This is a genomic window from Dyella sp. S184 (assembly GCF_009766065.1).
In the GTDB taxonomy this organism is placed as follows: Bacteria; Pseudomonadota; Gammaproteobacteria; order Xanthomonadales; family Rhodanobacteraceae; genus Rhodanobacter.
Genome location: NZ_LMUE01000002.1, coordinates 556,514 through 581,961, shown reverse-complemented (window position 1 = coordinate 581,961; position 25,448 = coordinate 556,514). Strand labels below are relative to the sequence as shown.

The 25,448-nt window shown below is 62.3% G+C and carries 21 protein-coding genes; 20 read left to right on the top strand and 1 reads right to left on the bottom strand.

Features of this window, described 5'->3' with window-relative positions:
• Positions 1 to 32: 32 nt before the first annotated feature.
• The 4 genes from GSQ75_RS02505 to GSQ75_RS02490 all read left to right on the top strand — a co-directional run bounded on the left by GSQ75_RS02505 (position 33) and on the right by GSQ75_RS02490 (position 2,996).
• A complete protein-coding gene (locus GSQ75_RS02505) occupies positions 33 to 923 on the top strand; it encodes a LysR family transcriptional regulator (protein WP_158752946.1) in 891 nt (296 codons plus the stop codon).
• Between the two features lie 86 nt (positions 924 to 1,009).
• Positions 1,010 to 1,984 carry an aldo/keto reductase gene (locus GSQ75_RS02500; RefSeq protein WP_158752945.1) on the top strand — a complete coding sequence of 325 codons (975 nt, stop codon included), beginning with the start codon at positions 1,010 to 1,012 and terminating at the stop codon, positions 1,982 to 1,984.
• Positions 1,985 to 2,077: 93 nt separating this feature from the next.
• Positions 2,078 to 2,287 (top strand): hemin uptake protein HemP, encoded by a 210-nt coding sequence (locus GSQ75_RS02495; protein ID WP_158752944.1) that lies wholly within the window; start codon positions 2,078 to 2,080, stop codon positions 2,285 to 2,287.
• A 346-nt stretch (positions 2,288 to 2,633) separates the two neighbouring features.
• Positions 2,634 to 2,996, top strand: a complete 363-nt coding sequence (locus tag GSQ75_RS02490; protein ID WP_158752943.1) for a hypothetical protein — start codon at positions 2,634 to 2,636, stop codon at positions 2,994 to 2,996.
• A 68-nt stretch (positions 2,997 to 3,064) separates the two neighbouring features.
• Here the strand turns inward: GSQ75_RS02490 and GSQ75_RS02485 are convergent, their stop codons facing one another.
• Positions 3,065 to 4,987, bottom strand: a complete 1,923-nt coding sequence (locus GSQ75_RS02485) for a hypothetical protein (RefSeq protein ID WP_158752942.1) — start codon at positions 4,985 to 4,987, stop codon at positions 3,065 to 3,067.
• 256 nt (positions 4,988 to 5,243) lie between these two features.
• Here GSQ75_RS02485 and GSQ75_RS02480 point away from each other — a divergent pair, with 256 nt between their 5' ends.
• The 16 genes from GSQ75_RS02480 to GSQ75_RS02405 all read left to right on the top strand — a co-directional run.
• Complete coding sequence (locus tag GSQ75_RS02480) at positions 5,244 to 6,515, top strand: efflux RND transporter periplasmic adaptor subunit (protein ID WP_158753873.1); 1,272 nt, start codon at positions 5,244 to 5,246, stop codon at positions 6,513 to 6,515.
• A gap of 67 nt (positions 6,516 to 6,582) precedes the next feature.
• Positions 6,583 to 7,305 carry an ABC transporter ATP-binding protein gene (locus GSQ75_RS02475; protein ID WP_158752941.1) on the top strand — a complete coding sequence of 241 codons (723 nt, stop codon included), beginning with the start codon at positions 6,583 to 6,585 and terminating at the stop codon, positions 7,303 to 7,305.
• Positions 7,306 to 7,351: 46 nt separating this feature from the next.
• Entirely contained in the window at positions 7,352 to 8,701 is a 1,350-nt protein-coding gene (locus GSQ75_RS02470) for a TolC family outer membrane protein (protein WP_158752940.1), read from the top strand.
• 62 nt (positions 8,702 to 8,763) lie between these two features.
• Positions 8,764 to 10,080 (top strand): ABC transporter permease, encoded by a 1,317-nt coding sequence (locus tag GSQ75_RS02465; RefSeq protein WP_158752939.1) that lies wholly within the window; start codon positions 8,764 to 8,766, stop codon positions 10,078 to 10,080.
• Between the two features lie 10 nt (positions 10,081 to 10,090).
• On the top strand, positions 10,091 to 11,350 hold the full coding sequence (locus GSQ75_RS02460) for an ABC transporter permease (RefSeq protein WP_158752938.1): 1,260 nt from the start codon (positions 10,091 to 10,093) through the stop codon (positions 11,348 to 11,350).
• Between the two features lie 105 nt (positions 11,351 to 11,455).
• A complete protein-coding gene (locus GSQ75_RS02455; RefSeq protein WP_158752937.1) occupies positions 11,456 to 12,706 on the top strand; it encodes an ABC transporter permease in 1,251 nt (416 codons plus the stop codon).
• A 32-nt stretch (positions 12,707 to 12,738) separates the two neighbouring features.
• Complete coding sequence (locus tag GSQ75_RS02450; RefSeq protein ID WP_158752936.1) at positions 12,739 to 14,049, top strand: ABC transporter permease; 1,311 nt, start codon at positions 12,739 to 12,741, stop codon at positions 14,047 to 14,049.
• Positions 14,050 to 14,070: 21 nt separating this feature from the next.
• Positions 14,071 to 15,309 carry an FtsX-like permease family protein gene (locus GSQ75_RS02445; protein WP_158753872.1) on the top strand — a complete coding sequence of 413 codons (1,239 nt, stop codon included), beginning with the start codon at positions 14,071 to 14,073 and terminating at the stop codon, positions 15,307 to 15,309.
• A gap of 33 nt (positions 15,310 to 15,342) precedes the next feature.
• Positions 15,343 to 16,668 carry an ABC transporter permease gene (locus tag GSQ75_RS02440; protein WP_158752935.1) on the top strand — a complete coding sequence of 442 codons (1,326 nt, stop codon included), beginning with the start codon at positions 15,343 to 15,345 and terminating at the stop codon, positions 16,666 to 16,668.
• A 12-nt stretch (positions 16,669 to 16,680) separates the two neighbouring features.
• Entirely contained in the window at positions 16,681 to 17,895 is a 1,215-nt protein-coding gene (locus tag GSQ75_RS02435) for an FtsX-like permease family protein (RefSeq protein WP_158752934.1), read from the top strand.
• Positions 17,896 to 17,981: 86 nt separating this feature from the next.
• Entirely contained in the window at positions 17,982 to 19,298 is a 1,317-nt protein-coding gene (locus tag GSQ75_RS02430; protein ID WP_158753871.1) for an ABC transporter permease, read from the top strand.
• A gap of 10 nt (positions 19,299 to 19,308) precedes the next feature.
• Positions 19,309 to 20,556, top strand: coding sequence for an FtsX-like permease family protein (locus GSQ75_RS02425; protein ID WP_158752933.1), 1,248 nt, complete (start codon positions 19,309 to 19,311; stop codon positions 20,554 to 20,556).
• Between the two features lie 47 nt (positions 20,557 to 20,603).
• Positions 20,604 to 21,911, top strand: a complete 1,308-nt coding sequence (locus tag GSQ75_RS02420) for an ABC transporter permease (protein ID WP_158752932.1) — start codon at positions 20,604 to 20,606, stop codon at positions 21,909 to 21,911.
• Positions 21,912 to 21,918: 7 nt separating this feature from the next.
• Positions 21,919 to 23,151: an FtsX-like permease family protein gene (locus GSQ75_RS02415; protein ID WP_158752931.1), complete on the top strand. Its 1,233-nt coding sequence runs from the start codon at positions 21,919 to 21,921 to the stop codon at positions 23,149 to 23,151.
• A 144-nt stretch (positions 23,152 to 23,295) separates the two neighbouring features.
• Positions 23,296 to 24,606, top strand: coding sequence for an ABC transporter permease (locus GSQ75_RS02410; RefSeq protein ID WP_158752930.1), 1,311 nt, complete (start codon positions 23,296 to 23,298; stop codon positions 24,604 to 24,606).
• Positions 24,607 to 24,617: 11 nt separating this feature from the next.
• On the top strand, positions 24,618 to 25,448 hold an 831-nt coding region (locus GSQ75_RS02405), incomplete at its 3' end, for an ABC transporter permease (RefSeq protein WP_158753870.1).

The following is a 25,448-nucleotide window of genomic DNA, read 5'->3' as shown; positions in this document are numbered from 1 at the left end:
ACCAAGAACGAACTTCTGCTATACATAAATGCATGGGTATCGACGAACCTGGCTGGGAGCTGTACCGATCCTTCCTCGCGGTGATGCGCGAGGGCAGCCTGTCTGCTGCGGCGCGTGCGTTGGGCATGACCCAGCCCAGTCTCGGACGTCACATCCGGCAACTGGAGGTGGCGCTGGGCGTGGCGTTGTTCACCCGCTCGCCGCAGGGGCTGACGCCGACCGATCTCGGTCACGAGCTGGTCGCGCACGCGCAGGCGATGTCGGCGGCATCTGCCGCATTGCGCCGTGCCGCCTCGGGCAGCAATCACGAGGTGCGCGGGGTGGTGCGGGTCACCTGCAGCGAGGTGATCGGCGCCGAGGTGTTACCGCCGATGCTGGCCGACTTTCGCCAGCAGCATCCGGGTATCGTGATCGAGCTTTCGCTGTCCAATCAGACCGAGGATCTGCTGCGCAAGGATGCGGACATTGCCGTACGCATGTTGCGTCCAGCCCAGGGCGCGCTGGTGGCACGGCGGATCGGGCGGATTCCAGTGGGCCTTCATGCGCATCGGGGCTACCTGAAGGCGCATGGTCAGCCGCGCACGCTGGCGGATCTGTCGCAGCACGCGCTCATCGGGTTCGATCACGAGACGCCGGCGCTACGTGCGATACGGAGCAAGTTGCCATTCGATCGCGAGGATTTTGCACTTCGCAGCGACAGCGATCTGGCGCAGCTGGCGGCGATCCGCGCCAGTTACGGCATCGGAGTGTGCCAGTGCGCGATTGCCCGACGTGATCGCCGTCTGGTCCATCTGCTGCCGGAAGCTTTCGCGTTTGACCTCGACACCTGGCTCGTGATGCACGAGGATCTCAAGGCGAGCCGCCGGACGCGCCTGCTGTTCGATTATCTTGCGCGGGCGCTTGGAACGTATGCGGTAGCGTGAGCAGCGACCCGATCACAATTTCGATGGACGACGCCGCACGACCGTTGGCATGCTGGCGGTTCCTCTTTCCCGCAGGAGTCTTCCCCATGCTCTATCGCCGTCTTGGTAAATCCGGTTTACAGCTTTCCGCGTTGTCGTTCGGCGCATGGGTCACCTTCGGCAAGCAGGTGGGCCGAACCCAGGCACGTGACCTGCTTGCACTCGCGCACGACCGCGGCGTGAATTTCTTCGATAACGCGGAGGTCTACAACAAAGGCGTGGCCGAACAGGTGATGGGAGACGTGCTGGCCGACCTGCGCTTTCCGCGCGACAGCTTTTGCGTCTCCAGCAAGGTGTTCTTCGGCGCGGCGGAACACCCGCTGCCGACCCAATGCGGGCTGTCGCGCAAGCACGTGATGGAAGCCTGCCACCAGGCCTTGCAGCGCCTGCGCGTCGATTACCTGGACCTGTACTTTTGCCATCGCCCCGATCCTGATACGCCAATCGAGGAAACGGTGGCGGCGATGGATACGCTGATCCGCCAAGGCAAGGTGCTGTACTGGGGCACCAGCGAATGGCCGGCTGAAGCAATCCACGAAGCGCACCGGATCGCCAAGGACAACCACCTCTACGCACCCGTGATGGAGCAGCCGCAATACAACCTGCTGCATCGCGAACGGGTGGAGGTGGAGTACGCGCCGCTGTATGCCGCCTATGGCATGGGCACCACGATCTGGTCGCCGTTGGCATCCGGTTTGCTGAGCGGCAAGTACAACGACGGCGTGCCGGCCGATTCGCGGCTGACCCAGCCGGGTTACGAGTGGCTGCGCGAGAGCGTGCTCGGCCACGGCAACGAACGCATCGACAAGGTGCGCGCGCTGCAGCCGATCGCCGATGAGCTCGGCGTCAGCCTGGCGCAGCTGGCAATTGCCTGGTGCCTGCTCAATGAGCATGTTTCCACTGTGATGCTGGGCGCCAGCCGGCGCGAGCAGCTGGAACATAACCTCGATGCACTTGAGCTGTTGCCGCGAATGGATGCGGGGATTGCGCAGCAGATCCGGAAGGTCGTCGAGGCGGTTTGAGCGGTTGTGGCGGGAGGGTGCGCGCAGGGACAGTTGACAGTTAAATGAGAATCATTATTATTTGATTGCCACTGACTTCCTGCGGAATCTGCCATGTCGACGCCTGCCATCTCCTTGCCCTTGTCACTTCCACAACCACCGGCGGCGTTACGGCGGCCGTCGTCCGCAGCCGCGTCCACAGCGACACGGCATGTCTCCAGTCATGCGCTGCTGGCTGGGGCACGCGAACTGGTGATCCAGCATCAGGGCGGCGAGTACCACTTGCGGCTGACCCGCAACGACAAGCTGATCCTGACCAAGTAAACGCGCAATGCGGGCGGACTTACTTTAAAGAGGTCGCATGCGCGATAGATGTCCGCCTTGCTTGTGCTTTCCCCACTGCTTTTCGCCAGCGCCGCCTGACGGGCGCCAGCCGGGCTACGTCTCGGAGGTGTCTGTGTTTGGTTGGTTCACTTCAACTTCGTCGCCGATCTGCCATTCCTGTCGCGCTGTGCCAGTACAGCGCCGGTGGTTGCGCATTTCGCCAGAGCGGTTGGTATGCCAGTTGCCCTTGCTCGGTTGCGTGCTTTACGTGCCCGCGCGACCGACCGCACTGGCCACGGAGTCTTGCATCAGCGGTGTTCTGCTGGCACATCGTGAGTTGGCACCCTTGCTGCTAACCCAGTCGCTTGGCGCGGCCAGCGCGATTACCGAGGATGGGCCGCGCGAATGGCTGGAGTGTCTGGACGACCAAGGGCAACTGCATGCGCGCCTGCATTTGCTGCCGGACACGGACTACCTAGCATGGGACGCGTTGCTGCAAATGGCCGACATGAAAGCGCCGACTATGCAACTGCATGGTTATCGCAACTTCCAACCGGGCGAGGCACGTCTGGTTTCTTTCCGTCATCGTGAATTGGCTGGCTTGAGCGTGCTGGAAGCAGCGCAACCGCAGGCCATTTCAAATCTGGGACGGCAGATAGCGAAAAGGATTACTCAGGCCGAAGCCATCGTGTTGCAGGGGGTCGCGTGATGATGGCCCCTGCCTGATCCGGCATGGCGTCGGATCGGGCGAGACAGTAGCCATCGGCATGCCGCATCTTATCGCGTGGGGACAGGCAACGGCGTGCGCTCGAGTTCGATGAGTGCGGCAAGTTGCTCCAGTGCAGGCTTGTCCTTCATTTCCAGCAAAAACTGCCAGCTCGCCAATACCCGCCGGTACAGCAGCAGGCGCGCCGCCGCAATGTCATGGCTGGGTCCCAGCGGTTTTGGCAGTGGCTGCTTGTCAGCCTGTGTGGGCGCTGTTTCATCTTCATTGCTATCAGATGAGGAGTCTGGCATCAAACCCAGCACGACGATGGCGGCGGCTTTGACTTTTTCGTCGGCGGATTTTTTCGCCCAGGCCAGGATCGCCTGATAGCGACGGTCGTCCCAGCCGGCGATGACTTTTGCCCGCGCCGGATCGAAGGTCGCCGGGTCGGCATAACCGCTTTCGTAGTAGGCGAACAAATCCGGATCGATCGCGCTGGCCGGGTTGGTCGAGGACTCATCGCCCATGCTCTGCGCTGCTGTGGCGGCTTCCCGGAAATTCGCCAGGTCGCGTTCGTACGCCTGCACCGGCGCGGGCAGTTTCGACAACTCGCCTGTCCTGAGCGCGTGCTGCCATGCCGGCTCGATCGTCTTGCCCCAGAGACTGCTGATCAGCAGCTGATCGTTCATTTCCGCGTTGGCATCGTCGTCGGGATATCTACGTGCACGACTGCTGGATGAGCGCATCGGCTGAGGTCGTATCGCTGATTCGAGTTCACTCTGCGGGGCATGGAGCAGATCTTTCAGGTTCGGATTGGCCTGCATCATGCGTTCCGCGTAGTGGCGAAATTCCTCGGCACGCGCCTGCAGCGCCGCATCGGCGATCTGCGGCGCTACGCCGTCCATCGCCTGTCGGAAATGCGCCAGCGCGGGCTTGACCATGGCGGCAACGTCTGGAGCGCGCTCCATGTGCTCGATCGCCTGCGCCCAGTCCGCAAGGTATTGTTCCGAGGTCGAGCGCGGCTTGTCGATCGTCTGATCCACCTGTACGGCTTGCACGTGAGCGTCGTAAAACGATGCACGCATCGGCAACTTGCCGGGCTTGAGGGTGAATACGTCCAGGCCGGTCAGGTTTTCCGGCATATAACGCTCATAGCCCGCCCACCGATCCGCCGACACATCGGACGTACAGCCCGAGGCGAAGGATTGATCGTCCGTCGCGGTGAAGCCTACGGCGGATGGCAACCTGGAGGGATTGCTGGCCGGACGGGCCCAGGCGGGCGGCTTGGCGAACCACGCCGGGTCAGCTGCCTCTTCGCGTGGCAGACCCAGGTAGTGGAAGCCACCCGAGAAGCACTGACTCATGACGAACACCACCCGTCCGCTGCCGAGGCCCGCAGACAGCCAGCGGCGAAGTTCGGCGACGCCAAGGGTTTCCGAGTAGCGGTAGTCACGCCAGCCGTAGGGAATGGTCGGATCACGGTTCCAGCCCCACAGGCTGATGATGCTTTCGCCGGGCGAGTCTGCCGAGGGGCCGCCGTGGTCGCCGACGAACAGATAGAGCGTGCCGCCTTGCTTGACCGCTGGAAGAATCTCGTCGCGGAAAGCGCGTGCGATCTCATCGTGTCGGGCAGGCCGGTTGTCCGGTAGCGCGCCGGCAATCCAGGTGGTGATGGCGTGGCCTTTCTCGTCCTTGCCGGTCTGCTCGACATCAAACAGCACAGGTGGCTGCCCGCTCTGGTTGCCTGCGCCAAAGAACGTCCAGATCGACTTGTGCGGATAGTGCGCGCGCAGATAGGTCACGTAGGCGCGTGCCTGCAGATATTGCGAATAGTGGTTGCTGGCCGGATTGCCCCCGCCGGAAATCACCACGAAGGCATCCGTGGCCTGTGCGCTGCACGCGCCGCCGAGCAGGAGCGGCAAGGTAGTCAAAAGCAGCATCAGCGAGCGGCAGCGGGTGATCCATGGAGTGCGCACGATAGAGCGTCCAGTCATTGAACTTGCGGAACGTTAAGTGCGGATCTGTGTGGCTGGCAAGGGCGCCTGCTATGCGGCGATTTTCGGACGAGCCGCCGTGACCGCCTGCGGTGTCCTGTCCGTTTGTCCGTGGATTGTCCGCGGACACTCAACTTGCCTCGATGATTAATATTAAGTTATTGAAAATGTTGCGATATTTACGATAGTTCATGGCTGGCATACGGATTGCATTGATCCCTGCGCAACCGCGCTGTCCGCGGTCAGGAACGACATGATGATTCGCGACACTTCCGCGCAAGACCGCATGGTCGAAGTCAAACCCAACCGCAAACGCAGGTTGATCCTGGGAGGCATCGGCATAGCCGTAGTGGCTTTGCTGGTATGGCTGGCGCCCGGCATTGGCCGGCTGTTTTCAGCCTCCGCCTCAGTCAGCAGTTCACGGCTGGCGTTCGCCACCGTCGAGCGTGGCCAGTTCGTGCGCGACATCGCCGCCGAAGGCAAGGTGGTCGCGGCGGTCAGCCCCACCTTGTATGCCACCTACGGTGGCGCGGTGACGCTGCAGGTGCACGCCGGCGATACCGTGAAGAAGGGCCAAGTGCTCGCCGTGGTCGACAGTCCCGAGCTGCGCAACAAGCTGGCGCAGGAGCAGTCCAAGGCCGATGCCATGCAGGTCGACTATCTGCAGTCGCAGGCCGACGCGCGCAGCAAGCGCAGCGATCTGCAGAAGGCCTTCGACAACGCGCAGATCGACGAGAAGAGCGCGGAAACCAATCTGTCGCGCGAGCAGAAGGCGAGTGACGCCGGCGCGGCCACCGGAGCAGCGGTCGATCAGGCCAAGGATTTGCTGGAAAAGGCGCGCATCACGCTCGCGCATGCCAAGTCCGATCTGGGCATGAACAACGACAGCCTGAATCTCAACATCCAGTCGAAGAAGCTGGCTCACGAGAATCAGCTGCTGGTGGTGCAGGACCTGCAGCGCCAGGTGGACGACCTCAATGTGAAATCACCGGTCGACGGCCAGGTCGGCCAGCTGTTTATCGCCGAGCGCGCCACGGTAGCGAAAGACGCCCAGCTGCTCAGCGTGATCGACCTGTCCGCATTGCAGGTCGAGATGCAGGTGCCGGAAAGCTTCGCGCGTGATCTGGGCATCGGCATGTCCGGCGAGATCAGCGGCAACGGCAATACCTGGAAGGGCCTGGTCAGCGCGATCTCTCCCGAAGTGGTGAATGGCGAAGTCTCTGCACGCCTGCGCTTTGCCGGCGAGACACCGAAGCAGCTGCGCCAGAACCAGCGCCTGTCGGTACGCGTGCTGCTGGACAAGCGCGACAACGTACTCACTGTGCAGCGCGGTTCGTTCGTCGATGAATCCGGCGGCAGCTATGCCTACGTGGTGCGCGACGGCATCGCCACCAAGACCCCGATCCGCGTCGGTGCCTCAAGCATCGACAAGGTGGAGATCCTCGATGGCCTGAAGGAAGGCGACCGCATCGTGATCTCCGGCACCGACAGCTTCAAGAACGCGGCTCGCGTCGCGATCAGCAACTGATGATTTTCCCCTCCCCCGCGTCCGGAGGAAGGATCAGAACCACCCCTACCACCACCGAGGAACAACCATGCTGAAGATGACCCACCTGTCCAAGGTCTACCGCACCGAAGTGGTGGAGACCTATGCGTTGCGCGATTTCAACATCGATGTGAAAGAGGGCGAGTTCGTCGCCGTCACCGGTCCGTCCGGTTCCGGCAAGACCACCTTCCTGACCATCGCCGGCCTGCTGGAAACCTTCAGCGGTGGTGAGTACCACCTCGACGGCATCGAGGTGAGCAACCTCAACGACAACGCACGCTCGAAGATCCGCAACGAGAAGATCGGCTTCATCTTCCAGGCGTTCAACCTGATTCCCGACCTCAACGTGTTCGACAACATTGAAGTGCCGCTGCGCTACCGCGGCATGAAGGCGGCCGAGCGCAAGCAGCGAATCATGGATTCGCTCGAGCGCGTAGGTCTCGCGTCGCGCGCCAAGCATTATCCGGCCGAACTGTCCGGCGGTCAGCAACAGCGTGTGGCGATCGCACGAGCACTCGCCGGGTCGCCGCGCCTGCTGCTGGCGGATGAACCGACCGGCAACCTGGATACGCAGATGGCACGCAGCGTGCTCGAATTGCTCGAGGACATCCATCGCGAAGGCGCCACCATCGTGATGGTCACGCATGACCCGGAATTGGCCGCACGCGCGCAGCGCAACGTACACATCATCGATGGCCAGGTGGTGGATCTGTCGGAAGATCCGCGCTTCCACACCGCTGCGCACCTGCACGGCGAAGCCCATTCGGTCTGATGCCATCCATGTACATCGAGTCCTTCGTCGATTGCGAGAACCTTCCATGCGTGTGAAGTTGCTGCCCCTGTTGCTTTGCATGGTCCTGGCGCCGCTGCCAGGCCATGCCGAGGACTTGATGGATGCCTACCAGCAGGCCATCGCCAATGACCCGGTGCTGAGTACCGCTGACGCTGCGCGCCTGGTGGTAGCCGAGAACGTGCCACAGGCACGCTCGGCCCTGCTGCCGCAGTTGTCGGTCGGGCTGGGCCTGGAAGAGATCCACGGTGGTGGCAGCAATGGTTCCATCACTGGGCCCAATGGCAATATCGTGGATACCGGCGCGAGCGGCAACACGCGTGAGCGTGATCTCAGCGGCACGCTCAGCCAGCCCATCATCAACCTGGCGGCCATCGCCAGCCTCCAGGCGGCACGGGCTACCAGGGATTCGGGAGACCAGACCTATCGTGCGGCGCTGCAGAATCTCTACGTACGCGTTTGCACGGCCTACTTCAATGTGCTGATCGCGCAGGACAACCTGGACGTCTATCGTTCGTATGAGGATGCGTACAAACAGGAGTTCGACCAGTCCACCACGCGTTTCAAGAATGGCCTGGCGATGGCGTCCGATGTCAGCCAGTCGCAAGCTTATTACCTGTATATCAAGTCCGAGCGGATTACGGCGCAGGATGCCCTGAAGGACGCGCAGCGCGGACTGGAACAGATCACCGGCAAACCGACCGGCACGCTGAAGAAGCTGCGTGAGGATCTGCCGATGCAGGCGCCTGCACCGGCCGACTCGAAGGCCTGGGTGGATGCGGCGATGGAGAGCAATCCCGTCATTCTTGCCGCGGATTACACGGTGACGGCCGATGAGCATCGGGTGTCGGCGGCACGCGCGGGCCACCTGCCGACGCTCAGCGCCACACTGCAATATGGCAAGTTTGGAAGCTGGTCCAGCGCAGTACCGGGCGCCGCTTCCTACGGCCCCGGTGTGACCACGATCGGCCTGACCCTGAGTGTGCCGATCTTCAGTGGCGGCCTTACCCAGTCGCAGGTACGCCAGGCGATTGCCCAGCGCGACGAGGATCAAGGCACGTTGGAGAGCCAGCGCCGCCAGGCGGCACGCGATGCCAACAACTACTACAACCTGGTGGTGGATGGCATTGAACAGGTGGATGCGGCGCGCACTTCAGTGGAAGCAGGCCGCAAGTCCCTGGCGTCAATGCGCGCCGGCTACGAGATCGGCACGCAGAATCTCACCAACGTGGTGTTCGCAATCGAGCAGCTGGCGAATGTGCAGACCGAATACATCGTTGTGCGTCACCAGTTCATCCTCAACAAGCTGTTGCTGAAGCAGGTCGCGGGCAGCGTGGACATCCATGACCTGGAAGACATCAACCGGTTGCTGCAATGAACCTGACCGTCCCTGTCGCGCATTGCGCACGGAACACCAGTACCCACGCGGAGGCTTGATCAATGTTTGCCTACTATCTTGAACTTGCTCTGCGCAGCCTGAAGCGCAGCCCCGGACTGACTGCACTGATGGTGCTGACCATTGCCTTTGGCGTGGCGGCGTCGATGACTACCTATTCAGTGTTCCGTGCGGTGTCGGGCGATCCGATCCCGTGGAAGTCGTCGCAGCTGTTCGTGCCGCAGATCGACATGTGGGGGCCGAACGGACGCGGCAGCGACGGCGAGCCGCCGGATGCGATGGATTACAACGACGCGATCACCCTGATGCGTGATCACCGCGCCAAGCTGCAGTCGGCGATGTATCAGATTTCCCCGTCGGTGGTGCCGGCGGATGCCAGCAAGCATCCGATCAACGTTAGTGGCCACGCGGTGTACAGCGAGTTCTTCCCGATGCTGGACGTGCCGTTCCTGTACGGCAGTGGCTGGAGTGCCGACGACGATACGCAACGCGCTGCGGTGGTGGTGATCAGCAGCAAGCTCAACCAGAAGCTATTCGGCGGCAGCAACAGCGTGGGCAAGACGGTCAACGTCGAAGGCAAGGACTATCGCGTAGTTGGCGTGTTGAACGACTGGAATCCGCAGCCGCGTTTCTTCGATGTGGTCAACAGCGGTGGGTTCTCCACCGGTGTCGAGGATGTGTTCCTGCCGTTCCAGCGGGCCATCGCGGTGGGCTTGCCGAACGATGGCAATACCAATTGCAATGCGGTGCCTGCCGAGTCGGGCTTTGTCGGCCTGCAGCATTCCAACTGCGTGTGGATCGCCTATATGGCCGAGCTGGACGATGCGGCGGCGGTAACGGCTTACAAGCAGTACATTGATGGCTATGCGCATGACATGCAGCAATCCGGCCGCTTTGGCTGGGCGCCGAACAATCGCCTGCGTGACCTGCCGGCGTGGCTGGACAACCAGCATGTCGTACCCAGTGATACCAAGGTGTCGCTGCTGGTGGCGCTGGGTCTGCTGCTCGCATGCCTGGTCAATACCGCAGGCCTGCTGCTGGCGAAATTCCTGCGTCGCAGTAGCGAGATCGGCGTGCGTCGCGCGTTGGGTGCGCCGCGCCTGGCGATCTATGCGCAGTTCCTGACCGAGGCCGGCATCATCGGTCTAGCCGGGGGCGCGCTTGGCCTGCTGCTGACCGGCGTCGGCGTGGCCAGCGTGGGCTGGGTGCTGCCAAAGGACATCGCCGCGCTGGCGCGGGTCAACTTCTCGCTGCTCATGCTGACCCTGCTGGTGTCCGTCATCGCGACGACGCTGGCCGGTCTCTATCCCACCTTCCGTGCTTCACGCGTGCAGCCCGCATGGCAGCTCAAGTCGAACTGAGGATCGCATCATGACCTTGCATCCCATTCTTGCGGCATTGCGCAAGCACAAGGCCGGCGTGGTGCTGATCTCGCTGCAGATCGCACTGACCCTGGCGATCGTCTGCAATGCGGTGTTCATCATCGGCCAGCGTGTCGAGCGGGTGAACCGACCCACTGGCCTCGATGAGAACGATCTGTTCCTGGTCACCCAGCAATGGGTGGGCGCGCCCAGTTCGGACGATCCGGCCGGCGTGGAAAAACTCGATGTGATGCAGAAAGAAGATCTGGCTGCGCTGCGCAACCTGCCTGACGTCGCCTCGGTGGCGCCCAGCAATTCGGTGCCTCTGCTCAATTCCTCGTGGACGGGTTCGGTGTCGATCAAGCCCGGGCAGCAACTGGGCGACAAGAGCGGTACGCGTACGGCGTATTACTTCACCGACGATCAGGTGCTTCCCACGCTGGGTTTGCACCTGGTCGCCGGACGTGCGTTTACTGCCGCAGACGTGCAGCACCAGGGCGCCCGCGATCAGCGCGACCGTCCAGTCATCATCGTGAGCCAGGCGCTTGCCGACAAGCTGTTTCCGCAGGGCAGTGCGGTAGGCAAGGTGATCTATTCGGATGGCAGCAGTGCGCCGAGCACCATCATTGGCGTGGTTGCACGCCTGCAGACCCCAAGCACCGGAAGTTGGGGTAATGACTTTGCCTGGTACTCGACCCTGGTGCCGACCCGGCTGGATTCGAACTTCACACGCTATGTGGTGCGCGCCAAGCCGGGTCGGCGCGATGCGGCGATGAGTGCGGTGCCCGCAGCGCTGTATGCGGTCAATCCGATGCGCGTGCTGGACGCCGATGACAGCGTCAAGTCATTCGCCGATATCCGTACCAGCGCTTATCGCGCCGACGTTGGCATGGCGATCCTGATGGGCGTGGTCTGCCTGATCCTGCTGTGCGTCACGGCGGCGGGCATCGTCGGCCTTACCAGTTTCTGGGTCGGTCAGCGCCATCGACAGATCGGCGTACGTCGCGCGTTGGGTGCCCGCAAGATCGACATCCTGCATTACTTCCAGATCGAGAACCTGCTGATTGCCGGCGTGGGCGTGGCGCTCGGCGTGCTGCTGGCGGTGGGCCTCAACATGTGGCTGATGACACATTACGAGATGACGCGCATCCCGCTGGTGTACGTGGTGATCGGCGTGCTGGCGATGCTGGCAATCGGGCAGGCGGCGGTGTTCGTACCGGCACGCCGGGCCTCCAACGTACCGCCGGTGGTGGCGACGCGATCGGCCTGATGATTTTCCCTTCTCTCTTTTGTCGCTGACGAAAGTGGGTTTCATGTGCAGGAGTAATGGGTGCATGTTCGGCTATTACCTTAAAAAGGCTCCAGGGAGCGCAGAGTGACCGTGCATCCGATCATCGCGGCCTTGCGCAAACACAAGGCTGGCGTGGTGTTGATTGCGCTTCAGATCGCGCTGACCCTGGCGATCATCTGCAATGCGATCTTCATCATCGGCCAGCGCATCGAGCGAGTGAACCAGCCCACCGGCATGCACGAAGAGAACGACCTGTTCCTGATCACCCAACACTGGGTGGGTGCGCCCAGTGCAGATGATCCGGCCGGACTGGAAAAGCTGGACAGCATGCAGCAAGCGGATCTGGCCGCCTTGCGCAACCTGCCGGACGTAGCTTCGGCGGCGCCGATCCGATCGCTGCCATTGCTTCATTCCGGCTCGGTCGGAGGGATCGGGCTGAAGCCCTTGCAGCAAAAGAGCACGATCGACTCGAATTTCTACTATGGCGACGAGCAGGCGCTGTCGACCCTGGGCTTGCAGCTGATCGCGGGCCGTGCATTTACCGCCGCCGATGTCCAGCACAAGCCAATGCGCGACGAGAGTGAGCCGGTGCTTGCGATCATCACCAAGCCGATCGCAGACAAGCTGTTCCCGCAGGGCAACGCCGTAGGCAAGGTGATCTATCTCGACAGCAGCAGCACGCCGACCACCATAGTCGGCGTGGTCGCGCGACTGCAGAGCGCGGTCGATACGGAAGGTAGCAGCCTCACCTGGTATTCGGCCCTGTTCCCGGTTCGGCAGGATGCGAATTTCTCGCGCACCGTGGTGCGCGCAAAACCAGGGCGACTGGATGCTGCGATGCGCGCCGTAGGGCCCGCGCTGTATGCGGTCAATCCCATGCGTGTGATCGATGAAGAGCATGGCGTGCGCTCTTTCACGGATATTCGTGCCGATGCCTATCGAGCCGATCTGGGGATGGCGATACTGATGAGTGTGGTCTGCCTGATTCTGCTCAGCATCACTGCCGCCGGCATCGTCGGCCTGACCAGCTTCTGGGTCGGTCAGCGGCAACGGCAGATCGGTGTGCGGCGCGCATTGGGCGCCCGCAAGATCGACATTCTGCATTACTTCCAGCTTGAGAACCTGCTGATTGCCGGCATCGGCGCTGTGGTCGGCATCTTGCTGGCAGTCGGGCTCAACCTGTGGCTGATCACCCGCTTCGAGATGGACCGCATGCCGGTGATCTATGTGCTGGTCGGCGTGCTGGCGGTGCTGGCATTGGGGCAGGCCGCGGTGTACGTGCCGGCGCGGCGTGCGTCCAACGTACCGCCGGTGACGGCGACACGTGCAGCCTGATTCTTGACACATAGCCCGGGAGCGATTGATCGATGTTCGTCTACTACCTGACCCTTGGCCTTCGCAGCCTGCGCCGCAATCCGGCGTTGACCGTGCTGATGGTCATGTCGATCGGTCTGGGCGTGGCCGCGTCGATGACGACCTGGTCGGTATTCCGTGCGGTGTCGGGCAATCCGATACCGGACAAGGCGGCGCAGCTCTACACGCCGCAGATCGATAACTGGGGTCCGCAACAAAACGAAAAGGGTGAACCACCCAGCGCGCTTAGTTATACCGATGCAATCGCCTTGATGCACGCACACCAGGCCATGCAGCAGACCTTGCTGTATCCGGTGCAACTCTCGGTGTTGCCTGGTGGCAGCCGCAGCCTGCCGATCGCCGTGAACGGCTATGCGGTCTCTGGCGATTTCTTCCCAATGTTCGAGGTGCCGTTCCAATACGGCTCCGGCTGGAGCACGGCAGATGACGAAGGTCGCACCGCGATCGCGGTGCTGAGCGAGGAGTTCAACCAGAAGCTGTTCGGCGGTGCCAACAGCGTGGGGCGTGAGATCACCCTGGACGGGCATGACTACCGCATCGTCGGTGTAACCCGGCATTGGGATCCCAAACCACGCTTTTTCGCGCTGTTCGGCAGCAGTGGTTTCGAAGATCCCGCGGATTTCTATGTACCGTTCACGCGTGCGCTGGATCTGCAGATCGATACCGCAGGCAACAACAGCTGCCGTGGAAAATTGACTGCTACCGGCTGGGACGACTGGTTGCGCAGCAACTGTGTATGGGTCACGCCGTGGGTGGAGCTGGACAGTGCGTCGGAGGTTGCACGCTACCGCCAGTTTCTTGAAGGCTATGCCGCAGATCAGCAACGGGCCGGACGTTTTGCCTGGCCACCCAACGTGCGTCTGCGCAATGTGATGCAGTGGCTCGATTTCCAGCACGTGGTGCCATCGGAGAGCCGCATCTCGCTATTGGTGTCGCTGGGCTTTTTCGCGATCTGCCTGATCAACACGATCGGCCTGTTGCTGGCCAAGTTCATGCGCCGTGCGGCGGAGATCGGCGTACGCCGCGCCCTGGGCGCATCGCGCCGTGAGATCTACAAGCAATATCTGATGGAAGCGGCCACGGTCGGCGTGGCCGGCGGCGTGCTGGGTTTGTTGCTTACGGCCGTAGGTATCTCAGGCACCGGCCTGTTGTTCACGCCGGAGATCGCGCGCCTGGCGCATCTGGATCTTTCGCTGGTGGGGCTGACCTTGGTGGTTGCCATTCTCGCCACCGTGGCGGCGGCGTTCTATCCCGCCTGGCGCGCCGCGCAGGTGCAGCCAGCCTGGCAGCTGAAGTCGAACTGATATGAAGACACTGGGCAGGCCCTGATCATGCAGATCAAACCGATACTTGCCGCCATGCGCCACCACCGGGCGGGCACTGTGCTGATCGCCCTGCAGATCGCCTTGACCCTGGCGATCGTCTGCAACGCACTTTTCATCATCCAGCAGCGTATGGCCCATCTTTCCGAGCCGACCGGCATCGACGAAGCCAACCTGTTCGTGATCCGCAACCAATGGGCAGCCCAGTCGTCGACGCCGCAGATCGATGCGCAGATCCAGGCCGATCTGGCCGCGATGCGACAGTTGCCTGCCGTGCGCGATGCCTCGCCCAGCAACTCCTACCCACTGCGTGGTGGCGGCTGGGACAACTTCATCACGTTGATGCCCGAGCAGGTCCAGCCGACCACCGATGGGTCGGTTTATCTGGGCGACGAACATATGATCGACACGCTCGGCGTGAAGCTGGTGGCAGGACGCAATTTCCGCGCCGACGAGGTCGGCCGGATCGGCTTGCGCGAGGACGTTTTTCCACCTGCGGTGATCGTGACCAAGGCACTGGCCGAGCGGCTGTATCCGGATGGATCGGCGCTGGGCAAGCCGCTCTACGCGATGAGTCCGGCACCGAGCACCATCATCGGCATTGTCGACCTGTTGCAGCGGCAGGGTGTTTCGACATGGGATACGACGTATGCCTACCAGTCGCTGTTGTGGCCGATGCGCCTGGCCGACCCGCACGGTTTGTATTACATCGTGCGTGCCAAGCCGGGCCAGCTTGCAGCCGCCATGCGCGAGGTGCCCACGGCGCTGTACGCGCAAAATCGCATGCGTATTATCGATCCCAAAGACGGTGAGCTGAGCTTCGCCCAGGTACGCGAACGTGCCTATGACAGCGATCGCGGCATGGCAATCCTGATGGGCATCATCAGCATCGTGCTGCTGGCGATCACCGCGGCCGGCATTGTTGGCCTCACCAGTTTCTGGGTCGGCCAGCGGCGCAAGCAGATCGGCATCCGCCGTGCACTGGGTGCGACTCGGCGCGACATCCTCAGCTATTTCCTCACCGAGAACCTGCTGATCGGCTGCATCGGCGTCGTCATCGGCACGGTTCTGGCGATCGGCATCAATCTGTGGATGGTCACCCAGTTCGAGATGGCACGGCTGTCGCTGGGCTATGTGGTGATTGGCGTCATCGTGCTGTTGCTGCTCGGCCAGGCGTCGGTGCTGACGCCAGCGATGCGCGCATCGCGCGTATCACCGGTGGAAGCCACACGCTCGGTTTGATCCATTCATTCTGTAAAACCTGGGGGAACACCGATGTTTGGCTATTACATGGATCTGGCCCTGCGCAGCCTCCGGCGTAACAAGGTGCTTACGGCACTGATGGTGCTTGCCATCGCGGTTGGCATCGGCGCCAGCATGACCACGCTGACGGTGATGCATCTGCTGTCTGGTGACCCGCTGCCAGGCAAGAGCGGTACGTTGTTCTATCCACAGGTGGATGCGGATCCGACCAACGATTACAGCCACACCGATCCATTGGACGTGATGGACTATCGCTCGGCAGTGGATCTATGGAGTGCGCACCGCGCGGATCGGCAGGCACTGATCGTGGATAGCAAGCTCAAGGTGCAGGCGCCAGAAGTGAACTTGCCGTCGCTGATGGAGATGATGCTTTCCACCACATCGGATTTCTTCCCGATGTTCGACGTGCCATTTCAGTACGGCAGTGGCTGGAGCGCGGATGACGACGAGAAGCACGCGCGAGTGGCCGTGATCTCGGCCGATCTCAACAACAAATTGTTCGGTGGTACGAATAGTGTGGGACGCGCGCTGCGCCTGCGCGATACCGACGTGCGTATCGTCGGCGTACTGAAGCCATGGCGCCCCTCGCCGCAGTTCTACATGGTGGCGGGCGGACGCTTTGCAAACGGCCAGACGGACGATTTCTATACCAAGCCGGAGGATGTGTTTACGCCCTTCACCAGCGGCCTTGAGATCAACGATGGCAACTTCTGGCAATTCACCTGCTGGCATATGCCTGACACGCCTGGGCATCTGCAGAATGCGCCGTGCGTATGGATCAGACTGTGGGTTGAACTGGGTAGCGCCGCGAAGGTGGCTGACTACCGCAGTTTCCTGGCGGGTTATGCCGCACAGCAGAAGGCACTAGGCCGCATCACCCATGCAGATAACACCCGGCTGCGCTCGCTGATGCAATGGCTGGACCTCAACCATGTCGTGCCCAGTGATGTGCACCTGCAAACCTGGTTGGCATTCGCTTTTCTGGCCATCTGTTTGTTCAACACGGTCGGCCTGTTGCTGGCGAAATTTCTTCGTCGCAGCGGTGAGATTGGTGTGCGTCGGGCGCTGGGCGCCAGCCGCAGGGCGGTATTCGCTCAATGTCTGGTCGAAGCAGGCCTGATCGGCCTGCTCGGCGGTATCGGTGGGTGGTTACTCACGCTGATCGGGCTGTGGCTGGTACGGCGGCAACCCACCGTGTATGCGGATATGGCGTATCTGGATGCGTCGATGTTCTTCACCACGTTCGTGCTGGCAATCATGGTCAGCCTGTTGGCCGGTGCACTGCCGGCTCTGCGGGCGAGTCGCATCGCGCCAGCGCTGCAGTTAAAGACGCTGTAAGGGAGTACGAGCATGCAAATTCAACCCATTCTTGCCGCGCTGCGTCGCCATCGCCTGGCCACCATGCTGATTGCGCTGGAAATCGCGCTCGCCTGTGCGGTGCTATGCAACGCCTGCTTCCTGATTGCCAACAGGGTTGCACTGCTGCACGTTGTGAGCGGCGTGGACGAAAGCGCACTGGCAACGGTGCAGTTGACCGGTTACGAGGACAGTCACGCGGTCGATCTGAATGCGCGTGTGCTGACTGGCCTGCGCAGTATTCCCGGCATGCAGTCGGTCAGCGTGCTCAACTCCATACCCTTTGGCGCTCGCCGGGGTACCGCGGGCATCACGCTGGATATGGCGGGCCAGCATTTTGGCGGGGTGGTCGAGTTCTATGTCGGCGGCCCGGGCAGCATGCAGGCCTTGGGCCTGCACGTGACGTCGGGCCGTGGCCCTCAGCCGGATGATTTCCGAACCTTCGAAGGCCTCATGCCAACCGATGCCTCTGTGCAGATCACTCGTTCACTCGCCGAGCATCTGTGGGCGGGCACCGATCCACTGGGCAAGGACTTCTGGCTGGACAAGTGGCATTACCGCGTGGTCGGCGTCATCGACCATCTGGTCAGGCCAGACCCTTCCAACTGGCAGGGAGACAGCAAGGATTGGTCGATCTTCGTACCGGCACTCCCCGGCAAATTCCTGGCTGGCAGTTATCTATTGCGCGCTGATCCGCAGGACATATCCCGCGTATTGCGCGATGCCCGCGCCACCATTGCGAAGATCGCCCCGGATGCCGTGTTCGACGAGGAGGGCAGCAAGACCTTCGGCGATCTGCGCACAGACAGCTTTCGCCAGGATCGTGCCATGGTTGGCATGCTGGTGGGGGTGATCATCGCTTTGTTGCTGGTTACTGCACTTGGCATCGTCGGCCTGGTCAGCTTCTGGGTCGCACAGCGACGCAAGCAGATCGGCATCCGTCGCGCGATTGGCGCCACCCGTGGCGACATCCTGCATTACTTCCAGACCGAGAACTTCCTGATCGTCACCTTCGGCATCGTGCTGGGCATGGTGCTCGCGTTCGTGTTGAACATGGTGCTGATGAAGTTCTATGAGTTGCCCCGCCTGCCACTGGTCTACCTGCCTATCGGCTCAGTGGTGCTGTGGGGGCTGGGTCAGCTGGCGGTACTCGGACCCGCGTTGCGTGCGGCGGCGGTGTCGCCGGTGGTGGCGACGCGGTCGGTTTGATGTTTTTGATTTCCTCCCCGGTGAAGGGGGAGGGTTGCGGGAAGGAGACTTCCTGTTTGCAGGGGCGAGGAAGATCACGGATGCATATGTTCGGCTACTACCTTGAACTTGCCATGCGCAGCCTGAAGCGCAGTCCGGGCCTTACCACGCTGATGGTGCTGGCGATCGGCTTCGGCGTGGCGGCGTCGATGACCACGTATTCGGTCTTTCGCGCGGTGTCGGGCGATCCGATTCCGTGGAAATCATCGAAGCTGTTCGTGCCGCAGATCGATATGTGGGGTCCGGGGCAGCACGGCGGCGATCGCGAGCCGCCGGATGCCCTGGACTACGCCGATGCGATGGCGCTGATGCGCGACCACCGTGCCACACGGCAGTCGGCGATCTACCTGATTTCGCCGTCGGTGATTCCGGCAGGCGCGGGACGCAGTCCGGTCCAGGCCAATGGCTATGGGGTCTACGGCGAATTCTTCCCGATGCTGGATGTGCCATTTCAATACGGCAGCGGCTGGAGTGCGGACGACGATGCGCATCAGTCGGCGGTTGCCGTGATCAGCGACAAGCTCAATCAGCAAGTCTTCGGTGGCGGCAACAATGTCGGCAGGACGATCGATATCGAAGGCAAGGATTATCGGGTGGCAGGCGTCCTCGCGGACTGGAATCCGCAGCCGATTTTTTACGATGTGATGGATACCGGTGGCTACAGCAGCGACGGCCCCGATGTGTTCCTGCCGTTCCAGCGCGCGATTGCTGTGAACATGACCAACAGTGGCGTCAATGAATGCCGTGATTCGCCCGCGGAACCCGGCTTCGTTGGCCTGCAGCACTCGAATTGCGTATGGATTGCCTTCATGGCCGAACTGGATGGTGCTGGTGCCGTGCAGCGTTATCGGCAATACCTCGACGACTATGCGCGCGACCAGCAGGCGGCAGGTCGTTTCACCTGGTCGCCGAACAACCGCCTGCGTAATCTGCCAGCCTATCTGGATCATATGCATGTGGTGCCAGGCGATACCAAGGTGTCGCTGCTGGTGGCACTAGGCCTGCTGATCGTATGCCTGGTGAACACGGTGGGCCTGTTGCTGGCCAAGTTTCTGCGCCGCAGCGGTGAGATTGGCGTGCGCCGCGCGCTTGGTGCATCGCGCAGCGCGATCTATGCGCAGTTTCTCACTGAGGCTGGAGTGATTGGTGTGGGTGGTGGCGTGCTTGGTCTGCTGCTGACCGGCGTGGGAGTGCTCGGCGTCGATCTGGTCTTGCCCATACGACTTGTCGGCCTGGCGCGGATCGATCCGGCTCTGCTTTTGCTCACCGTACTGATAGCGGTGGTCGCCACCTTGCTGGCCGGCATCTATCCCACCTTTCGTGCCTCGCGCGTGCAGCCCGCGTGGCAGTTGAAATCGAATTGAGGATTGCGCCATGACCGTACATCCCATCCTGGCAGCGTTGCGACGGCACAAGGCCGGCGTGTCGCTGATCGTGTTGCAGATCGCACTGACCCTGGCGATCGTCTGCAATGCGGTCTTCATCATCGGCCAGCGCATCGAGCGTTTGAATCGTCCGACCGGGATCGACGAAAGCAATCTGATCAAGATCTCGCAGGCGTGGGTGGGTGCTCCCAGTGGCGACGATGCCGCCTCCATCGAAAAGCTCGATGCGTTGCAGCGCACGGATCTGGACACACTGCGCAGCCTGCCCGATGTAAAGGAAGTGGCGGCCTCAGAGAGCCTGCCGTTGTCGGGCATCATATGGAGCAGCGACATCTCCCTGTCGCCTGAGGACAAGGGTTTGACTGCCCAGTCCGCCTACTACTACGGGGACGAGCACCTGCGCTCTACACTCGGCCTGCATCTGATTGCAGGTCGCGATTTCAACGCCGGCGATATCCTGCATCACACCATCCGCAGCACTGATGTCTCGCCGGTGATCATCGTGGCCAAGCCGGTGGCGGACAAACTCTTCCCGCAGGGCGATGCACTCGGCAAGACGGTGTATCTGGATGGAAAGAAGCCCTCGACCATCGTTGGCATCGTCGAGCAGCTGCAGACGCCAACCACGGCCAGCTGGGGCAACCCGTTTGCCTACAACTCGGTGTTGTTGCCGGTTCGTCTGGATGGAACGTCCGCGAGTTACGCCATACGTACGCGGCCGGGGCGAGAGCAGGCGGTGATGCACGAGGCACGCAAGGCACTGCTTGCGGTCAACCCGATGCGCATCATGCCCGATGCGTGGGGTATCCAGTCGTTCTCCGATATCCGCGCCAAGGCCTATCGCGCTGATCGTGGCATGGCGATCCTGATGGGTACGGTTTGCCTGATCCTGCTCGGTGTCACCGCGGCAGGCATCGTCGGGTTGACCAGTTTCTGGGTCGGCCAGCGGCATCGGCAGATCGGCGTACGGCGTGCGCTGGGTGCGCGGCGCATCGACATCCTGCATTACTTCCAGATCGAGAACCTGATGATTGCCGGCATCGGTGTTGTGCTTGGTGTGCTGCTCGCAGTTGGGCTCAACCTGTGGCTGATGGCGCACTACGAGATGGCACGCATTCCACTGTTCTACATGACAGCGGCAGTGCTGGCGATGCTGGCGCTCGGACAGGCCGCGGTCTTCGTGCCGGCGCGACGTGCTTCCAACGTGCCGCCGGTGGTGGCGACGCGCGCGGCTTGACATTTTTTTGCCCCCGGAAGGGGCTCATGTGACGGAGCGACTGATTGATGTTCGCCTACTATCTTGATCTGGCCTTGCGCAGCCTCATGCGCAACAAGGCGCTCACCATCCTGATGGTGCTGGCGATCGCACTAGGTATTGGCGCCAGCATGACCACGCTGACCGTGCTGCACGTGCTGTCGGGTGATCCGCTGCCCGGCAAAAGCGCGCAACTGTATTACCCGCAGGTCGATCCGCAAGACATCAAGGGCATGCAGCCGAACAAGGAGCCGCCGGATCAGGTCACCTTGATCGATGGCCTGAACCTGCTGCATGCCGGACGTGCGGATCACCAGGCCTTGATGAGCGGCGGATCGGTGCCGCTCCAGCCAGAGCAGTCCTCGCTCGATCCGTTCTACGTGGAGGCGCGTTACACCACGGCGGATTTCTTCGCGATGTTCGACGCGCCGTTTCTGTATGGTCGCGGCTGGACCGAGGCGGATGGAGAGGCCAAGGCGCGTGAGGTGGTGATTGCGAAATCGCTCAACGACAAGCTGTTTGCCGGAGCGAATAGCGTGGGTCGTACGCTGCGCATGGCGGGTACCTCCTTCCGCGTCGTGGGCGTGCTGGACAGCTGGCAGCCGAATCCGCATTTCTATGATCTCAATACCGGCTCCTACGCCTATGGCGAGCAGGTGTTCCTGCCGTTGCAGACCATGCTGGAGCTGCGGCTGGATCGCAACGGATCGACCGATTGCTGGGGCAATGGTGGTGGTGGCGTCGGCAGCATCCTGCCTTCGGATTCCTGCGTGTGGCTGCAGTTCTGGGCGCAACTGGACAGCCCCGCGAAAGCAGCCGCATACAAGGAGTTTCTGGTGCACTACTCGCAGGATCAGAAGACGCTGGGCCGCTTCCAGCGCGCGCCCAACGTGCGCCTGCGCAACGTGATGCAGTGGCTTGACTACCAGATGGTGGTACCCGACGACGTGCGCCTGCAGAACGGATTGGCATTCGGCTTCCTGCTGGTATGCCTGGTCAATACGGTGGGGTTGATGCTGGCCAAGTTCATGCGCCGCTCGGCCGAGTTGGGCGTGCGCCGTGCACTGGGTGCATCGCGGCGCGCGTTGTTCGCGCAGCTGCTGATCGAATCCGGCGTGGTCGGTCTGGTCGGCGGCATCGGCGGCCTGCTGCTGGCGATGTTCGGACTGTGGCTGGTGCGGCAGCGGCCTTCGGATTACGCCGCGCTGGCGCACCTGGACATGAGCATGCTGTTCACCACCTTCGTGCTGGCGGTGTGCGCCACCCTGCTGGCCGGCCTGCTGCCCGCCTGGCGCGCCTGCCAGATCGCGCCCGCCCTGCAACTGAAGAGCAATTGAGGTGAGCATGGACATTCTTCCGATCCTTTCCACGCTGCGCCGGCACAAGCTCACGTCCTGGCTGCTGATCCTGGAAATCGCGCTGACCTGCGCCATCGTCTGCAACGCGGTGTTCCTGATCGGCCAGCGCCTGCAACGCATGGAGATGCCCAGTGGCGTGGCCGAACACGAGCTGCTGCAAATCCAGGTGGCCGACGTGACGACACCATCCAATCCATATGCCCGCCTCGCGGAAGATGTGGCGGTGCTCAGGCAAGTGCCTGGCGTGCTATCGGTGGCCTCATCCAACCAGGTGCCGTTCGGCAGCTCGTCGTCGAATGGCAATATCCGGCTCGACCCGGCGCAGCCCGAGCGCACACTCTTCGCCACCACCTACTTTGGCGAAAACCTGGTGCAGACGCTGGGTACACGGCTGGTGTCCGGGCGCGACCTGCAGTCCGATGATTTCGTCGACGTGGAGACGGCGATGAAGGGGCTTGGCAACGGCGACAGCAAGAGCCTGCCGCACGTGACCCTGATCACCCAGACCCTGGCCGAGCGGCTGTGGCCGGGGCAGAACCCGCTGGGTCGCATCATCTACCTCACGCCCGTCGTTGGCCTGCGCGTGGTCGGCGTGGTGGACAGCCTGGTGCGACCGAATGCCTACGACGAGGCCAAGGCGCAATACACCATGGTCGTGCCGCTGCGCATGGGGGCGAGCAAAGACCAGAGCTACCTGATCCGCACCCGGCCGGAAGATCGCGCGAGCGTCATGGCCGCCGCACTGGCCGCACTGAAAAAGGCCGATCCGCAACTTGTGGTGACCACCCAGCGCAGTTTCGACGAAGTGCGCCGGAAGTTTTTCCAGGACGACCGTGCGATGGCCGGCATGCTGGTCGGCGTGATCGCGGCGCTGCTGATCGTCACCGCGCTGGGCATCGTCGGGCTGGCCAGCTTCTGGGTGGCGCAGCGCCGTCGCACCATCGGTGTGCGCCGTGCGCTGGGCGCCACTCGCGGCAACATCCTGCACTACTTCCAGACCGAGAATTTCGTGCTGGCCACGTTCGGTATCGCGCTTGGCATGGTGCTGGCCTACGGCATCAACCTGTTCCTGATGAGCCACTACGAATTGCCGCGGCTTCCGGGCGTCTATTTCCCGGTGGGCGCCATTTTGCTGTGGCTGATCGGGCAGATCGCTGTACTCGGTCCGGCGCTGCGCGCGGCGGCGGTGCCACCGGTAGTGGCGACTAGATCGGTCTGATGAGAGCGAGAAACGAGAGATGAGTAATGACTGTGCCAAAACGATGCCGTCGAACAGGCGATGCGATGCGCTTTGCTACAACTGCTCAGGCTTGCACCTTCGTTGCTCGTCCGTTGCCCACAATCCAATGATCGGAGCTTGAACATGTTTGGCTACTACCTCGATCTGGCATTGCGCAGCCTGAAGCGGAATCCGGTACTGACGACCCTGATGGTGCTCGCGCTGGCACTGGGCATCGGCGCCACGATCACCACGCTGACCGTGCTGAAGCTGCTGTCGGGTGATCCGTTGCCGCAGAAGAGTGCGCAGTTGTTCTATCCGCAGCTCGATCCCTATCCCAGGGACCAGCCTTTCTCGCGCAGCGGGAAAAAGTTGCCGTGGCTCATGAGCTACGTCGATGCGATGAACCTGCTGCATGCCCGCAAGGCCGAGCGGCAGGCGGTGATGGCGATGTCGCAGGTCAAGGTGACGCCGCAGGCGCAGGACGGGAAACCGTTCTATGCCGACGGGGTGCTGACCACGTCTGACTTCTTTCCGATGTTCGACGCGCCATTCCAGTACGGTGCAGGGTGGGCTTCTTCGGACGACGAAAGCCGTGCACAGGTGGTGGTGATCGCGGGTTTCCTCAACGACAAGCTGTTCGGAGGCGCGAACAGCGTGGGGCGTACGATCCACATCGACGATCACGACTTCCGCATCATCGGCGTGCTGCGGTCCTGGGCGCCACAGCCGCGTTTCTACGCGGTACATCTAGGCGGTCGCGATTACGGCAAGGGCGAGGCGGTATTCATGCCCTTGCAGGGTGCGCGGGCCGATGGCATGACGCCGAATACGGTCATGTCGTACGGGTCGGAGCATACCGACATGCAGCATCTGGAGACTGCCCAAAGCATCTGGCTCGGCTTGTGGGTGCAGTTGTCCAGCGCCGACGAGGCCCCGGCCTACAAGCTGTTCCTGGGCAACTACGCGCAGCAGCAGGTTGCGCTGGGGCGGTTCCAGCTGTCCAGGGTGGCCTTGTGGGATCTCATGTCATGGCTGCGCAATGAACAGGTGGTGCCCGATGATGTGCGCCTGCAGGCCGGCCTGGCACTCGGCTTCCTGCTGATCTGCGTGGTGAATACGGTAGGCCTGCTGTTGGCCAAGTGCCTGCGCCGCTCGCGCGAGATCGGCGTCCGCCGTGCGCTGGGCGCCTCACGCGGCGCGATCTTTGCGCAGTTCATGGTCGAGGCCGGCATCGTCGGCCTCGCCGGTGGTGTGCTGGGTCTGTGTTTCGCCGAGCTGGGGTTGTGGGGCATCCGCCACCAGCCGGCGCAATACGCCAGCCTCGCGCATCTGGATCTGTCGATGTTCCTGTTCACGTTCGTGGTCGCGCTGGTTTCCAGCCTGCTCGCCGGCCTGTTGCCCGCGTGGCGGGCCTGCGTAGTCGCGCCTGCTCCGCAACTGAAAGCCGCCTGAGGGGAGTCATCATGGAAATCCGTCCGATACTCGCCAGCCTGCGCAAGCATCGCATCCCGGCCGTTCTGATCGTGCTGGAAATCGCACTGGCCTGCGCAGTGCTCTGCAATGCCGTCTTCATGATCGGCCAGCGCGTGGCCAGCATCCACTGGTCGAATGCGATCGACGAACAAGGCATCTCGGTGGTCACCGTGAATGGGGCCGATCCGAAACTCGCCGCTAGCGATATTCCACGCAATCTTGCAGCGTTGCGCGGCATCGCCGGCGTCACGGCGGCAGCTGCGGCAACCAGCATGCCGCTGGACCAGAATCCATCACTGTCGCCCTTCGTCGCCAAGCCGAATGCGAATAGCACGGTGAATACCTCGGTGTATTTCATCGGTAGCGACGGCGAGCAGGCCATGGGGCTGCGCTTGTTGCAAGGTCGGTGGTTCAATGCGGATGAATACGCAGGCAGTGGTTTCAAGAACTTCAGTTCCACCGGTCATGTCGCGCTGGTCACGCAGAGCGATGCGAACAGGTTGTGGCCAGACCAGAGCGCGCTGGGCAAGACCTTGTATACCAACGCCACGGGCTGGACGGTTGTAGGAGTGGTCGCCGATGTACTGGCACAGGATCCCAAGTACAGCGGTCCTGGGGGCATGTATTCCAGCGTGTTCTTTCCGTTGCAACCCGATGGGGTAATGGGCGATTACGTATTGCGCAGCACGCCGCAGGATCGCGAGCGCGCGGAGCGCGAGGCGGTGCAGGTGCTGGGCAAGCTGCAGCAGGGTGCCGTAGTGGAAGGGAAGACCTACGTCGGAATGCGTTCCGACTATTTCGCCGATACCAACAGCATGGTG

Coding starts and splice junctions, on each gene's coding strand:
- GSQ75_RS02505 (WP_158752946.1), top strand. CDS start 33: ATGGGTATCGACGAACCTGGCTGGGAGCTGTACCGATCCTTCCTCGCG.
- GSQ75_RS02500 (WP_158752945.1), top strand. CDS start 1,010: ATGCTCTATCGCCGTCTTGGTAAATCCGGTTTACAGCTTTCCGCGTTG.
- GSQ75_RS02495 (WP_158752944.1), top strand. CDS start 2,078: ATGTCGACGCCTGCCATCTCCTTGCCCTTGTCACTTCCACAACCACCG.
- GSQ75_RS02485 (WP_158752942.1), bottom strand. CDS start 4,987: ATGACTGGACGCTCTATCGTGCGCACTCCATGGATCACCCGCTGCCGC.
- GSQ75_RS02480 (WP_158753873.1), top strand. CDS start 5,244: ATGATTCGCGACACTTCCGCGCAAGACCGCATGGTCGAAGTCAAACCC.
- GSQ75_RS02475 (WP_158752941.1), top strand. CDS start 6,583: ATGCTGAAGATGACCCACCTGTCCAAGGTCTACCGCACCGAAGTGGTG.
- GSQ75_RS02470 (WP_158752940.1), top strand. CDS start 7,352: ATGCGTGTGAAGTTGCTGCCCCTGTTGCTTTGCATGGTCCTGGCGCCG.
- GSQ75_RS02465 (WP_158752939.1), top strand. CDS start 8,764: ATGTTTGCCTACTATCTTGAACTTGCTCTGCGCAGCCTGAAGCGCAGC.
- GSQ75_RS02460 (WP_158752938.1), top strand. CDS start 10,091: ATGACCTTGCATCCCATTCTTGCGGCATTGCGCAAGCACAAGGCCGGC.
- GSQ75_RS02450 (WP_158752936.1), top strand. CDS start 12,739: ATGTTCGTCTACTACCTGACCCTTGGCCTTCGCAGCCTGCGCCGCAAT.
- GSQ75_RS02440 (WP_158752935.1), top strand. CDS start 15,343: ATGTTTGGCTATTACATGGATCTGGCCCTGCGCAGCCTCCGGCGTAAC.
- GSQ75_RS02435 (WP_158752934.1), top strand. CDS start 16,681: ATGCAAATTCAACCCATTCTTGCCGCGCTGCGTCGCCATCGCCTGGCC.
- GSQ75_RS02430 (WP_158753871.1), top strand. CDS start 17,982: ATGTTCGGCTACTACCTTGAACTTGCCATGCGCAGCCTGAAGCGCAGT.
- GSQ75_RS02425 (WP_158752933.1), top strand. CDS start 19,309: ATGACCGTACATCCCATCCTGGCAGCGTTGCGACGGCACAAGGCCGGC.
- GSQ75_RS02420 (WP_158752932.1), top strand. CDS start 20,604: ATGTTCGCCTACTATCTTGATCTGGCCTTGCGCAGCCTCATGCGCAAC.
- GSQ75_RS02415 (WP_158752931.1), top strand. CDS start 21,919: ATGGACATTCTTCCGATCCTTTCCACGCTGCGCCGGCACAAGCTCACG.
- GSQ75_RS02410 (WP_158752930.1), top strand. CDS start 23,296: ATGTTTGGCTACTACCTCGATCTGGCATTGCGCAGCCTGAAGCGGAAT.